The sequence below is a fragment of the Klebsiella sp. BIGb0138 genome (assembly GCF_004342285.1).
Taxonomy (GTDB): Bacteria; Pseudomonadota; Gammaproteobacteria; order Enterobacterales; family Enterobacteriaceae; genus Klebsiella.
In genome coordinates this window covers 220,848-235,099 of record NZ_SMCV01000004.1, presented here as the reverse complement: position 1 = coordinate 235,099, position 14,252 = coordinate 220,848, and the positions used below count along the sequence as shown (strand labels likewise).

Below are 14,252 nucleotides of genomic sequence, written 5' to 3'. Positions count from 1 at the left end.
TCTCCTTGAACAGCGCGCCACGGCAAACCGTGGCGCGAGAAAGCGTGTTATCGTTCATGCCCGACGCGGCCGGGCAGGTTGTTACTTATCGAAAAGATAGTGGTTAACCAGGTTTTCCAGCTGCTCCTGATGGCCGCTTTGGTGCTGCGGCGCCAGATTATGCTGCGCCGCATACTGCGCGATTTCCGTCAACGTCATCTGCCCTTTCAGGATCTGCTGGCCCAGATCGCCATTCCAGCCGCCGTAGCGTTTCGCCACGCGTTTATCCAGCTCGCCGTCTTCAATCATCCGCGCCGCCACCTTCAGCGACAGCGCCATGGTATCCATCGCCCCAATATGACCATAGAACAGATCGTATTTATCGGTACTCTGGCGACGCACTTTGGCATCAAAATTCAGGCCGCCGGTGGTGAAGCCACCCGCTTTGAGAATTTCATACATCACCAGCGCATTTTCTTCCACGCTGTTCGGGAACTGATCGGTATCCCAGCCCAGCTGCGGGTCGCCGCGGTTGGCGTCGACGGAGCCGAACAGGCCCAGCGCAATGGCGGTCGCAATCTCATGGTGGAACGAGTGGCCGGCCAGGGTCGCATGGTTCGCTTCAATATTCAGTTTGATCTCTTTTTCCAGGCCAAACTGCTTGAGAAAACCGTAGACGGTTGAGGCATCGTAATCGTACTGATGCTTGGTCGGCTCCTGCGGTTTTGGCTCAATCAGCAGCGTGCCCTGGAAGCCAATTTTATGTTTGTGCTCAACGACCAGCTGCATAAAGCGACCAATTTGTTCACGTTCCTGGCGCAGGTCGGTATTGAGCAGCGTTTCATACCCTTCGCGGCCGCCCCACAGAACATAGTTTTCCCCGCCCAGCTTGTGGGTGGCATCCATGGCGGTCACCACCTGGGTCGCCGCCCAGCTGAAGACTTCCGGATCCGGGTTGGTCGCCGCCCCTGCGCCATAGCGCGGGTTGGTAAAGCAGTTTGCCGTGCCCCATAGCAGCTTCACGCCGCTCTGTTCTTGTTTCGCCGCCAGCACATCGACCATCCGGGCAAAATTGTCCAGATACTCCTTCAGCGACGCCCCTTCCGGAGAGACATCAACATCATGAAAGCAGTAATACGGCACGTTGAGCTTGTGGAAAAACTCAAAGGCGACGTCCGCTTTGCGCTTTGCCATTTCCAGCGCGTCGCCGGGCTGCTGCCACGGACGGTTAAAGGAGCCCACGCCAAACATATCTGCGCCGTTCCAGCAGAAGGTGTGCCAGTAGCAGGCGGCAAACCGCAGGTGCTCTTCCATGCGTTTACCCAGTACCAGCTCATCCGGATTGTAGTGCCGGAACGCCAGCGGGTTAGTCGATTTTGGGCCTTCGTAACGAACGCGATCGAGTTGATCGAAATAGGTCTGCATAATGAACTCCATATTCAGGGATGCGGCGGGTAATAAGTCATAAGCCAATATAGAATTCATGATTGACTTCCCTCAATTACGTTATTTCACACCGTCATTGAGAGAATCCACAAACGTGCGCCAGATCGCATAAACCGTTATTACAAATAAGTCCGTCCATTGTCTCATTGATGAAATATCAAGGGCCTATGGAAATTAATGATGATTAAAAATCCGATCGCGGTCATAAATCAGAAAACAAACTAAATTTCGTAATACCAAAATAAGCACAGGTAATTGCCAGCCTTCCTGTACCTGTTAAGAATCTACTACGTATCAGGCCGTTTCTTTGCCTCGTTCGTCTTATCCTGTACTTCACAAAAAAGGCGTTATTATTATGAAGATAAAGAACCTTTGCCTCACACTCTGCGCATCCCTCCTGCTGACCAGTATGGCGGGCATTGCTAAAGAAGTTAAAATCGGTATGGCCATTGACGATCTCCGCCTGGAGCGCTGGCAGAAAGACCGCGATATTTTTGTTAATAAAGCCGAATCATTAGGCGCAAAAGTATTTGTGCAATCTGCCAATGGCAATGAAGAAACGCAAATGTCGCAGATTGAAAATATGATAAATCGCGGCGTAGATGTTCTGGTTATTATCCCCTATAACGGCCAGGTATTAAGTAATGTGATTAAAGAGGCAAAACAGGAAGGGATTAAAGTTCTGGCCTACGATCGGATGATCAACAACGCAGATATTGATTTCTATATTTCCTTTGATAACGAAAAAGTGGGCGAAATGCAGGCCCAAAGTCTGGTTGCTAAAACGCCGCAGGGAAATTATTTTCTGATGGGCGGATCTCCGGTAGATAATAACGCCAAACTTTTCCGCGCCGGGCAAATGAAAGTGCTCAAACCGTATATTGACGAGGGTAAAATTAAGATTGTCGGCGATCAGTGGGTTGACGGCTGGCTGCCGGAAAATGCGTTAAAAATCATGGAAAACGCGCTCACCGCTAACAATAACAAAATTGATGCGGTTGTCGCCTCCAACGATGCCACCGCCGGCGGAGCGATTCAGGCCTTAAGCGCCCAGGGTCTGGCAGGGAAGGTGGCGATTTCCGGCCAGGATGCCGACCTTGCCGGCGTGAAGCGTATTATCGCCGGCACACAGACCATGACCGTCTATAAACCCATCACCACGCTTGCCACCACCGCTGCCGAGATTGCCGTTGAGCTCGGGAATGATAAACAACCGCATGCCGACGCCAACTTAAATAATGGGCTGAAAGATGTCCCGTCCCGGCTGTTAACCCCTATCGAAGTCAACAAAGACAATATTGACCAGACCGTGGTTAAAGACGGGTTCCATAAAAAGAGCGAATTATAATCCCTGACGCCCCTCCCCGGGGCGTTATTCTCGTCCAGCCGGATATCGCTTATGCGGAGCTTCTATGTCCTGGTTACTCGAAATGAAGAACATCACCAAAACCTTCGGCGCGGTGAAGGCGGTAGATAATATCAGCCTGCGACTTAACGCCGGGGAAGTCGTCTCATTATGCGGAGAAAATGGCTCTGGCAAATCCACGCTGATGAAAGTCCTGTGCGGCATTTATCCGCACGGCAGTTATGACGGTGAGATTATTTTCGCTGGCGAAACGCTGCAGCCTGCCCACATTCGCGATACCGAACGGAAAGGTATTGCCATTATTCACCAGGAGCTGGCGTTGGTTAAGCATCTGAGCGTTCTGGAGAATATTTTCCTCGGCGCGGAAATCTCACGCCATGGCCTCCTTGACTATGAAACCATGACCCTACGCTGCCAGAAACTGCTGGCCCAGGTTAATTTAGCCATTTCACCCGATACCCGCGTGGGCGATTTAGGCCTTGGTCAGCAGCAGCTGGTTGAAATTGCCAAGGCGCTCAATAAACAGGTGCGTTTATTGATCCTCGATGAGCCCACCGCCTCTTTAACCGAGCAAGAAACGGCTATTTTGCTGGATATTATTCGCGATCTGCAACATCACGGTATCGCCTGCATTTATATTTCCCACAAGCTCAACGAAGTCAAGGCCATCTCCGACACCATCTGCGTCATTCGCGACGGCCAGCATATCGGCACCCGCGATGCCAGCGGCATGAATGAAGATGATGTGATCACCATGATGGTGGGACGTGAGCTCACCGCCCTCTATCCAAACGAGCCCCATGACTGCGGCGATGAAATTTTACGCGTTGAAAATTTAACCGCATGGCACCCGGTCAACCGCCACATTAAGCGGGTCAACGATATCTCCTTTTCACTGCGTCGCGGTGAAATCCTCGGTATCGCCGGGCTGGTCGGCGCCGGGCGCACCGAAGCCGTCCAGTGTCTGTTTGGCGTCTGGCCGGGGCGCTGGGAAGGGAAAGTGTTCATTGATGGCCAGCAGGTTGCGATTCATAACTGCCAGCAGGCTATCGCCCACGGTATCGCTATGGTGCCGGAAGACCGCAAAAAAGACGGCATCGTGCCGGTGATGGCGGTGGGCAAAAACATCACTCTGGCCGCATTAAGTCAGTTTACCGGCCCGCTCAGTAGCCTGGACGACGCCGGCGAGCAGCACTGTATTCAGCAATCCATCCAGCGCCTGAAAATTAAAACCTCATCGCCGGAGCTGGCCATCGGGCGCCTGAGCGGCGGCAATCAGCAGAAAGCGATTCTCGCCCGCTGCCTGCTGCTGAATCCGCGCATTCTGATCCTCGATGAGCCCACCCGCGGCATCGATATCGGCGCGAAATACGAAATCTACAAGCTGATTAACCAGCTGGTGCAGCAGGGGATCGCCGTTATCGTCATCTCCTCCGAGCTTCCCGAAGTACTGGGGTTAAGCGATCGGGTACTGGTGATGCATGAAGGCAAGCTGAAGGCCAATTTAGTCAATCAGGGTCTGACCCAGGAACAGGTGATGGAAGCCGCATTGAGGAGCGAACACCATGTCGAAAAATACGTCGTCTGAGATAAAAATCATCCCGCCCGCCCCTGCCGTCCTGTCCGGATTCAAAGGGCTGAATCTGCAGGTTTTCGTGATGATCGCCGCCATCGTGGTGATCATGCTGTTCTTCACCTGGGCCACCGAGGGGGCCTATTTAAGCGCGCGCAACATTTCCAACCTGCTGCGGCAAACGGCGATCACCGGCATCCTGGCGGTCGGGATGGTCTTCGTCATTATTTCCGCGGAGATCGACCTCTCCGTCGGCTCAATGATGGGGCTGCTCGGCGGCGCGGCGGCGATTTTTGACGTCTGGTTCGGCTGGCCGCTGCCGCTGACCATAGTGGTCACCCTGGCAATGGGGCTGCTGCTTGGCGCGTGGAACGGTTGGTGGGTCGCCTATCGCAAGGTTCCTTCGTTTATCGTGACCCTCGCGGGGATGCTGGCGTTCCGCGGTATTCTGATCGGTATCACCAACGGTACCACCGTCTCCCCTACCAGCCCGGCGATGTCGCAAATTGGTCAAAGCTACCTGCCGGACGGACTCGGCTTCGGTATTGGTGTGATCGGTATGGCGGCCTTTATTGTCTGGCAGTGGCGCGGCCGCCTGCGCCGCCAGTCGCTGGGGTTAACCACCCCGGCCCCCACTTCGACGGTGGCCCGCCAGAGCATCACCGCCGTTTTAGTGCTGGGCGCCATCTGGTTATTAAACGATTATCGCGGCGTGCCGACGCCGGTGCTCATTCTGGCGGCGCTGCTGCTGGTCGGAATGTTTATGGCGACCCGCACCGCTTTTGGTCGCCGGATATACGCCATCGGCGGCAACCTGGAAGCGGCGCGTCTGTCCGGCATCAGCGTTGAGCGCACCAAGCTGGCGGTTTTCGCCATCAACGGCCTGATGGTGGCCATCGCCGGCCTGATCCTCAGCTCGCGCCTGGGTGCCGGTTCGCCTTCCGCAGGCAACATTGCCGAGCTGGATGCCATCGCCGCCTGCGTCATCGGCGGCACCAGCCTGGCCGGCGGTGTCGGTAGCGTCGCCGGAGCGGTCATGGGGGCATTTATCATGTCGGCGCTGGATAACGGCATGAGTATGATGGATGTCGCCACCTTCTGGCAGTACATCGTCAAGGGCGCCATCTTACTGCTGGCGGTGTGGATGGATTCGGCGACCAAGCGACGAGCGTAAGCAGGTTGAAAAAAGAATGCCCGAATTCTTTGCGCTACCGCCAGATTTGCGTATAAGTCGGTTGTCATTATTCGGGCATTGGCCGGTATTGTATGGCCAGCAAGAGAGATCAGGAAAAAGAGATTATGTTTGCAAAGCGCCACCGTATTACGCTGCTATTCAATGCCAATAAAGCCTATGACCGGCAGGTTGTCGAAGGGGTCGGTGAGTATTTACAGGCATCGCAACTGGAATGGGACATCTTCATTGAAGAAGATTTTCGCGCGCGCATTGAGAACATCAGGGAGTGGCTAGGAGACGGCGTCATCGCCGATTATGACGATCCGGAAATTGAAAAGCTGCTGGCGGATGTCGACGTGCCGATTGTCGGCGTCGGCGGCTCCTACCACCGCCCTGAATGTTATCCCCCGGTTCACTATATTGCGACGGATAACGCCGCCCTGGTCGAAAGCGCGTTCCTCCATCTGAAAGAAAAAGGGGTCCAGCGCTTCGCCTTTTACGGCCTTCCCGCCTCCAGTGGGAAACGCTGGGCTGTCGAGCGCGAGCACGCGTTTTGTCAGCTGGTCGCCAAAGAGAAGTATCGCGGCGTGGTGTACCAGGGGCTGGAGACCGCCCCGGAAAACTGGCAGCACGCGCAGAACCGCCTGGCGGACTGGCTGCAAACGCTGCCGCCGCAAACCGGAATTATCGCCGTCACCGACGCACGCGCACGCCACGTGCTCCAGGCCTGCGAACTGTTGCATATTCCGGTGCCGGAAAAGCTGTGCGTTATCGGCATTGATAACGAAGAGCTGACCCGCTACCTGTCACGCGTGGCCCTCTCCTCCGTCGCCCAGGGCACCCGGCAGATGGGGTATCAGGCGGCGAAACTGCTGCACCGCCTGCTGGATAAAGAACCGCTGCCGCTGCAGCGCCGGCTGGTTCCCCCGATGCGCGTCGTTGAACGACGCTCCACGGACTATCGCTCGCTTAGCGACCCCTCGGTGATTCAGGCGATGCACTATATCCGCAATAACGCCTGTAAAGGCATCAAAGTCGAACAGGTACTCGATGCCGTCGGCATCTCCCGCTCCAACCTTGAAAAGCGCTTTAAGGAGGAGGTCGGCGAAACGATTCATACCGTCATTCACAGCGAGAAGTTAGAAAAGGCCCGCAGTCTGCTGGTTTCCACGACGCTGTCGATTAATGAAATCTCGCAAATGTGCGGCTACCCGTCGCTGCAATATTTCTATTCGGTGTTTAAAAAAGAGTACGACGTAACGCCGAAGGAGTACCGGGACCGGCACAGCGAAGTGATGATGTAGAGGGGAAAATCGCAGGAAAGAAAAATGCCCGGGCTTACGCGCCGGGCATTTTCAATTACATATGGGCCGCAATCAGCCGCTGGTTATCCTGATACATCGCGAAGAGATAGTTGTTATAGCTCGACCCTTTGGTCGAATAGCCCTTCAGCTTATGAATCATGGTGCTGGCGGTCACTTCCTGATCCGTTTTACGCAGCTGCGCACGGGATTTACGGAAAGAATTATAGGCCGGATGCGTGTTCAGGTTAGTAACATAGGCCTGTACCGACTGCTCCACAGAGTCAAACTGGGAATAGCCTTTCATCGCACCGCGGCAGTTTCCGCCACCGCATTTCATACCAAACAGATTGTTGTTCATGCGCGCCAGTTTGGAGGTGCCCCAACCGCTTTCCGCCGCCGCCATGGTTGCCACCATGCTGTTCGGAATGATGTCGACGCGCTCCATCAGCGTGTTCCATGGAATATGGCGGGTGTTGCCAGACCATTTCACCTTATAACGCGCAGTAATATCTTTCAGGCGCGAACGCTCCGTCGGTGACCAGCGTGCGTCGTACTGCTTAGCAACAAGCCAGTTACGATCGGCGGTAATCACCTGATTCTGTTTAGTAATATAAGGCATTACTGTCCGGAGAAACGCTTTTTTCCTTGGGGTTCCGGAAGGGTATTTTCGCAAATCAGGAAGTGAACTACTCTTTACACTATTGCGAGAATACTCTTGTTTACTGCTTACCTTAACTTGACTACTTTTCTTTACTTGTGAGGCTTTATGACTCGTTGTTGCTGTGTGGGTTGTTGCCAACACACTACCTGAAAATATGCAGGTAAGTAACATGAGTATCGCAGCCCCATATCGTCGCATGGGAATCGATATCATTAGGTCTCCTGGTCGGATTTAATCATTCCAACACCTTGTTTTACGCAAAAAAACGTTAATTGAGTCGCGAATAGTAGCAAAAATACCCAGTGAGAGCACTAACAGAAATAGTCCAATTCCGAAAAGCTGTCATCTGAAATCGGTTTCTGCCGCGCGGCCAGGGTGTGAAAATGCTAGCACGATCTCATTTTTAGCTTATTTTTTGAGCTCTGTCACTCACCCCTTTTTATCATCCCCGTAAAAGCGCAGATGGGATGAGTTCACCGCCCGGTTTGACAGGCACACTGCAAAAAACACCGCTCACAGGATTCCGCAATGAAACTCGCTGCGCTTGCGTCGCTCTTGTTGCCTGGGATGGCTTTCGCCGCCTGGACGACCGCTGATTTCCCTGCCTTTACCGAAGAGAGCAGCGGCAGATTTATTAGCCAAAACGAGGTGGCGAAGGGTACACGGCCTCTGCAAATAAATTTTGACCAACAGTGCTGGCAGCCCGCCGGGGCGATAAAACTCAACCAGATGCTGTCAATGGAACCTTGTCACGGCGATCCCGCGCAGTGGCGCGTCTTCCGCGAAGGCCAGTACACCCTGGCCGTCGATACCCGCTCCGGCACGCCGACGTTGATGATCTCCCTAAAGGAAACAGAGGCCGTAACGGCGTCTACGCCGCAGCTGCGCCAGTGCCCGAAATGGGACGGCAAGCCGTTGACGCTGGATGTCAGCAGCACCTTTGCCGAAGGCAGCAAAGTCCGTGATTTCTACAGCGGTAACATCGCCACGGTAAGCGGTGGGAAAATCACCCTGCAACCCGCCCCCAACAGCAACGGTTTACTCCTGCTTGAACGTGCGGAAACGGCCGCCGCAGCCCCCTTCAACTGGCATAACGCCACCGTCTATTTCGTGTTGACCGATCGTTTTGTGAACGGCAATCCGGCTAACGACAATAGCTACGGGCGGCACAAAGACGGCATGCAGGAAATCGGCACCTTCCACGGCGGAGACCTGCAGGGCCTGACCAGCAAGCTCGATTACCTTAAAGATCTGGGCGTTAACGCGCTATGGATAAGCTCTCCGCTGGAGCAAATCCACGGCTGGGTCGGCGGCGGAAGCAAAGGCGATTTCCCGCATTACGCCTACCACGGCTACTACACCCAGGACTGGACAAAGCTGGATGCCAACATGGGCACCGAGGAGGATTTACGCCGCCTGGTCGACGAGGCCCACAGGCGCGGCATTCGTATTCTGTTCGATGTGGTAATGAACCATACCGGCTACGCCACCCTCGCCGACATGCAGGAGTTCAAATTTGGCTCGCTGTATCTCCAGGGCGACGAGCTAAAAAAAACCCTTGGCGAACGCTGGACCGACTGGAAGCCCGGCCCGGGTCAGACCTGGCATAGCTTCAATGACTACATCAACTTCAGCGATAAAGCGGGCTGGGAAAAATGGTGGGGCAAAAAGTGGATTCGTACCGATATTGGCGACTACGATAACCCCGGCTTCGACGATCTGACCATGTCGCTGGCCTTCCTGCCGGACCTGAAAACAGAATCGACAACCCCTTCCGGGCTGCCGAACTTCTATCAACACAAGCCGGACACGGCGGCAAAAGCGATTTCTGGCTTCACCCCGCGCGATTACCTGACCCACTGGCTGAGCCAATGGGTGCGTGATTACGGCATCGATGGTTTTCGCGTCGATACCGCCAGGCACGTTGAGCAGGCCGCCTGGCAGCAGTTGAAAACCCAGGCAACCGCGGCGCTGGCGGAATGGAAACGGGCCAACCCGGACAAAGCGCTGGATAACGCCCCTTTCTGGATGACCGGTGAAGCCTGGGGACACGGGGTTATGCAGAGCGATTACTACCGTCATGGTTTTGATGCGATGATTAACTTCGACTATCAGGATCAGGCGGCGAAAGCGTCCACCTGCCTGGCCAATATTGACCTCACCTGGCAGCAAATGGCGGACAAACTGCAGACGTTTAATGTCCTGAGCTATCTCTCATCCCACGATACGCGCCTGTTCCGCGAAGGCGGCAGCTCGGCGGCAGAACTGCTGCTGCTCGCCCCGGGCACGGTCCAGCTGTTCTACGGCGATGAATCCGCGCGGCCGTCGGGCCCTGGCGGATCCGATCCATTACAGGGAACGCGCTCGGATATGAACTGGCAGGACATCGCGGGTAAAGCCGCACTCAGCGTCACCCACTGGCAGAAGCTCGGTCAGTTCCGCGCCCGCCATCCGGCAATTGGCATGGGTAAACAGACCACGCTCTCAATACCACAGGGCTATGGCTTCGTGCGCGACAGCGGCGCTGACAAAGTCATGGTGGTGTGGGCCGGCCAACAATAACCGGTGACAGACGACTCCCTCCATATTCGAGGGAGTCATTTCAGCATAAAAATCTAAAAGATAGTGATAAACCAGCATAAAAACAAAATCATCGTCTCCCCTGTCGATTTGCACCTCGTCAACGCTGGCGTTATGGTTACCCACTTTCCAGGAAGACCGACAGATTATCCGCGATGACATTTTCACTTTTCGGCGACAAATTCACCCGTCATTCAGGCATCACCCGCCTGATGGAAGACCTTAACGACGGCCTGCGAACTCCGGGCGCAATCATGCTGGGCGGCGGTAATCCCGCACAGATCCCGGAGATGAACGAATACTTCAATAACCTGCTGGCCGACATGCTCGCCAACGGCAAAGCCCTTGATGCGCTTTGTAATTACGACGGTCCGCAGGGGAAAAGCGAGCTTCTGACCGTACTGGCGCAGATGTTGCGTGATGAACTGGGCTGGGAGATCGAACCACAGAATATTGCACTGACAAATGGCAGTCAGAGTGCGTTTTTCTACTTATTTAACCTCTTTGCCGGGCGCCGTGCGGATGGCACCACCCGCAAAGTCCTGTTCCCGCTGACGCCGGAATATATTGGCTACGCCGATTCCGGTCTCGAAGAGGATTTGTTTGTCTCCACCCGCCCGAATATCGAACTGCTGCCGGAAGGCCAGTTTAAATACCACGTGGATTTCGAACACCTGCAGGTCACCGAAGAGACGGGGATGATTTGCGTTTCCCGCCCGACAAACCCTACCGGTAACGTAATTACCGACGATGAGCTGATCAAACTGGATGCGCTGGCCAATCAACACGGCGTACCGCTGGTGATTGATAACGCCTATGGCGTCCCCTTCCCGGGGATTATTTTCAGCGATGCCAGACCGCTGTGGAACCCCAATATCGTACTGTGCATGAGCCTGTCCAAGCTGGGCCTGCCGGGCAGCCGCTGCGGGATTATCATTGCTAATGAGAAGATCATTACCGCCATCAGCAATATGAACGGGATTATCAGCCTGGCGCCTGGCGGAATGGGGCCGGCGATGATGTGCGAAATGATTAAACGTCATGACCTGCTGCGCCTGTCGGAAACGGTGATTAAGCCGTTCTACTACCAACGCGTGCAGGAAACTATCGCCATTATTCGTCGCTACCTGCCGGAAGAGCGCTGCCTGATTCATAAACCGGAAGGGGCGATTTTCCTCTGGCTGTGGTTTAAAGATCTGCCCATCTCTACCGAACTGCTGTATCAGCGGCTGAAAAAGCGCGGCGTATTGATGGTGCCGGGCGATTACTTCTTCCCGGGTCTCGACAGGCCCTGGCCGCATACGCACCAGTGCATGCGCATGAACTACGTGCCGGATCCGCATAAAATCGAAGCCGGGGTGAAAATTCTCGCCGAAGAGGTCGAGCTGGCCTGGCGCGAACAGCTGGCGTAAGCGCGCGGATTCTCCGGCGATGCCGTCCCCGGATGTGCGGTTTATGCGCCATCCGGGCGTTTCCCGCCATGAGTGGCCCGCCGGAAGGCCACATATCCCCCCCGCGGCAGCCGTCTACATCGCCAGCGCCGCTCGCCGACGTCTTTGCGCACTTAACCTCTCAAGCTCGTCGCTCTCCACGCAGCGCAGCGCCTGGGTCGGGCAGGCGGCCACGCAGGCAGGGCCCTGCGTACTGTGGCTGCATAAATCACATTTCAGCGCCTGCACGCCCTCCCCGGTGAGCATCACGGTCATCGCGCCATACGGGCAGGCCACCATGCAGCTTTTACAGCCGATACAGCGGCGCTGATCGACGCGCCAGACGGCATTTTCACGCTGAATGGCGCCCACCGGGCAGACATTAGCGCAGGGCGCATCTTCGCATTGCCGGCACAGCGTCGCCGTTGATAGCTCACCGCTTTTCACCACGCGAATGCGGGGCGCAAACTGTGTCGCAGAAACCGTGGAACAGCTTTGGTCATGCTGATGCGTGACCACACAGGCCACTTCACAGGTCCGGCAGGCAATACATTTCTGGGCATCCGCAAGAATAAACCGGTTCATCCACAGCTCCATGGGAGTAAAACCGCAGCGTGCCAGAAAAAGGCGCTCCCGCGCCTTGATCCTGAATGGAATCAGCGGCGTTTTCTCTCAGATGTCCGGGACAATCTGGTCATTTGCCTTAGCCTTCCCGCACGGAAAAACCCAGTTCGCGAGAAATCGCCTCTGCCGTATCGCGCAGCGGCTTGAGTAAATTTTTCTCTCCTACCTGCTTGAGGCGCGATGTTGATAAGGAGATGGAAATGGCATAAGGCACGCGCCCATGAATATCGAAAACGGGAACAGCCAGGCAGGACACGCCCAGCTCGTTCTCTTCCCTGTCCATCGCCATATTACGCTCGCGGATCTGCGCCAGTTCATCATGCATCGCAGGCAAGCCGGTAATGGTATTCCGGGTCAGCGGCTGAATAATCTCCTGGTGTGAATTCCAGTAGCTCTCAACGTAGTCAGGATGGCCAAACGCCATATAAATCTTGCCCATTGCCGAGCAGTACAGCGGCATATGCTGGCCAATGTAGGCGCGCGTACGTAGCATGCCGGTGGTCGGCTCCAGCTTATAAATCAGGATGGCGTGGTCATCTTCACGGCTGGAGAAGTTCACCGTCTCGCCGGTGGCCAGGTTAAGCGCCTCAAGATGCGGCGCCGCGACGTGGATAATATTCAGCGACGACAAAGCCTTTTGGCCAACGGCGATAAACTTTGTCGTCAGACGATAGCTCCCCGCAGCCGGGGCAGGCGTCACGTAGCCGCAGGATTGCAGCCCCTGTAATAAGCGATGAACGGTACTTTTGTTCAGGCCCGCCAGTTCCGACAGATGCGCCAGCGGACAGCCATTTGGATAATTACTCAGGATCTCAATTAGCATCAACCCACGAAAAAGGCTCTGACTTCCGGCAGGCCTCTCTTTATCTTGCGTGATCTCGCTCTCTTTTGTGCCCATCGCTTCTGCTCCCATTTTTGTCGCGTTCAGATGGTAGCGCAAAGTGTGTTTCAGTTCACGATCTGAACCAAAAAAACACAACCTTATGATTTTTATAATCTTTAAAAATAACGCCGCCCGTTGATCTAACAAAAATTGATCTATATATTTGAAATCAGATTTCGCATAGTGAAATTTAGAGATAAAAAAGCGATCAACTCTGACCAGGGAAACAGTAATGAAAGTAACGTTTGAGCAGTTAAAAGAGGCATTCAATCGGGTACTGCAGGCACGTGGTATCGCCGCAGAAACCGCCGATGCCTGCGCAGAAATGTTTGCCCGCACCACCGAATCCGGCGTCTATTCTCACGGCGTGAACCGCTTCCCTCGCTTCATCCAGCAGTTGGATAACGGTGACATTATCCCTGAAGCTAAACCGCAGCGGGTGACCAGCCTCGGCGCCATCGAACAGTGGGATGCTCAGCGTTCCATCGGCAACCTGACGGCGAAAAAGATGATGGATCGGGCCATCGAGCTGGCCTCCGATCACGGTATCGGCCTGGTAGCTTTACGTAATGCTAACCACTGGATGCGCGGCGGCAGCTACGGCTGGCAGGCGGCGGAAAAGGGCTATATCGGTATCTGCTGGACCAACTCCATCGCCGTTATGCCGCCGTGGGGCGCTAAAGAGTGCCGTATTGGTACCAACCCGCTGATCGTCGCCATCCCGTCGACGCCAATCACCATGGTGGATATGTCGATGTCGATGTTCTCCTACGGCATGCTGGAGGTTAACCGACTTGCCGGCCGCGAGCTGCCCGTGGACGGTGGATTCGACGATGAAGGTCGTTTAACCAAAGAGCCGGGGGTTATCGAGAAAAATCGCCGCATATTACCGATGGGCTACTGGAAAGGTTCCGGCCTGTCGATTGTGCTGGATATGATTGCCACCCTGCTCTCCAACGGTTCTTCGGTTGCCGAAGTGACCCAGGAAAACAGCGATGAATATGGCGTTTCGCAGATCTTCATCGCCATTGAGGTTGATAAGCTGATCGACGGCGCAACCCGCGATGCCAAGCTGCAACGGATTATGGATTTCATCACCACCGCCGAACGCGCCGATGAAAATGTGGCGGTCCGTCTGCCCGGTCATGAGTTTACCCGTCTGCTGGATGAAAACCGCCGCAACGGCATTACCGTCGACGACAGCGTATGGGCCAAAATTCAGACGCTGTAAG

The 14,252-nt window shown here is 55.0% G+C and carries 11 protein-coding genes; 7 read left to right on the top strand and 4 right to left on the bottom strand.

The window, feature by feature from the left end:
- Positions 1-81 precede the first annotated feature (81 nt).
- On the bottom strand, positions 82-1,404 hold the full coding sequence (gene xylA / locus EDF73_RS11865) for a xylose isomerase (protein ID WP_132729483.1): 1,323 nt from the start codon (positions 1,402-1,404) through the stop codon (positions 82-84).
- A 376-nt stretch (positions 1,405-1,780) separates the two neighbouring features.
- Here xylA and xylF point away from each other — a divergent pair, with 376 nt between their 5' ends.
- The 4 genes from xylF to xylR all read left to right on the top strand — a co-directional run bounded on the left by xylF (position 1,781) and on the right by xylR (position 6,842).
- Positions 1,781-2,773, top strand: coding sequence for a D-xylose ABC transporter substrate-binding protein (xylF, locus tag EDF73_RS11855; RefSeq protein ID WP_132729333.1), 993 nt, complete (start codon positions 1,781-1,783; stop codon positions 2,771-2,773).
- A gap of 64 nt (positions 2,774-2,837) precedes the next feature.
- Positions 2,838-4,379: a xylose ABC transporter ATP-binding protein gene (locus EDF73_RS11850; protein WP_132729332.1), complete on the top strand. Its 1,542-nt coding sequence runs from the start codon at positions 2,838-2,840 to the stop codon at positions 4,377-4,379.
- The gene (gene xylH, locus EDF73_RS11845) at positions 4,357-5,538 is read left to right on the top strand and encodes a xylose ABC transporter permease XylH (protein WP_132729331.1); all 1,182 of its coding nucleotides are present in this window, start codon (positions 4,357-4,359) and stop codon (positions 5,536-5,538) included. The genes EDF73_RS11850 and xylH overlap by 23 nt, the downstream gene beginning before the upstream one ends.
- A gap of 125 nt (positions 5,539-5,663) precedes the next feature.
- Positions 5,664-6,842 (top strand): D-xylose utilization transcriptional activator XylR, encoded by a 1,179-nt coding sequence (xylR, locus tag EDF73_RS11840; protein WP_132729330.1) that lies wholly within the window; start codon positions 5,664-5,666, stop codon positions 6,840-6,842.
- Between the two features lie 55 nt (positions 6,843-6,897).
- Here xylR and EDF73_RS11835 read toward each other — a convergent pair whose 3' ends face one another.
- Positions 6,898-7,716: a protein bax gene (locus EDF73_RS11835; protein ID WP_132729329.1), complete on the bottom strand. Its 819-nt coding sequence runs from the start codon at positions 7,714-7,716 to the stop codon at positions 6,898-6,900.
- A 315-nt stretch (positions 7,717-8,031) separates the two neighbouring features.
- Between EDF73_RS11835 and EDF73_RS11830 the strand changes: the two genes are divergently transcribed.
- Together EDF73_RS11830 and avtA are read left to right on the top strand one after the other, a co-directional pair.
- Entirely contained in the window at positions 8,032-10,065 is a 2,034-nt protein-coding gene (locus EDF73_RS11830; RefSeq protein WP_132729328.1) for an alpha-amylase, read from the top strand.
- Between the two features lie 173 nt (positions 10,066-10,238).
- Positions 10,239-11,495: a valine--pyruvate transaminase gene (gene avtA, locus EDF73_RS11825; RefSeq protein ID WP_132729327.1), complete on the top strand. Its 1,257-nt coding sequence runs from the start codon at positions 10,239-10,241 to the stop codon at positions 11,493-11,495.
- Between the two features lie 114 nt (positions 11,496-11,609).
- Here avtA and EDF73_RS11820 read toward each other — a convergent pair whose 3' ends face one another.
- Entirely contained in the window at positions 11,610-12,098 is a 489-nt protein-coding gene (locus EDF73_RS11820; protein ID WP_132729326.1) for a 4Fe-4S binding protein, read from the bottom strand.
- Positions 12,099-12,216: 118 nt separating this feature from the next.
- Complete coding sequence (gene yiaJ / locus EDF73_RS11815; RefSeq protein ID WP_132729325.1) at positions 12,217-13,050, bottom strand: IclR family transcriptional regulator YiaJ; 834 nt, start codon at positions 13,048-13,050, stop codon at positions 12,217-12,219.
- 202 nt (positions 13,051-13,252) lie between these two features.
- Here yiaJ and yiaK point away from each other — a divergent pair, with 202 nt between their 5' ends.
- Positions 13,253-14,251, top strand: coding sequence for a 3-dehydro-L-gulonate 2-dehydrogenase (yiaK, locus tag EDF73_RS11810; RefSeq protein ID WP_132729324.1), 999 nt, complete (start codon positions 13,253-13,255; stop codon positions 14,249-14,251).
- The last annotated feature ends 1 nt before the right edge of the window (position 14,252 follow it).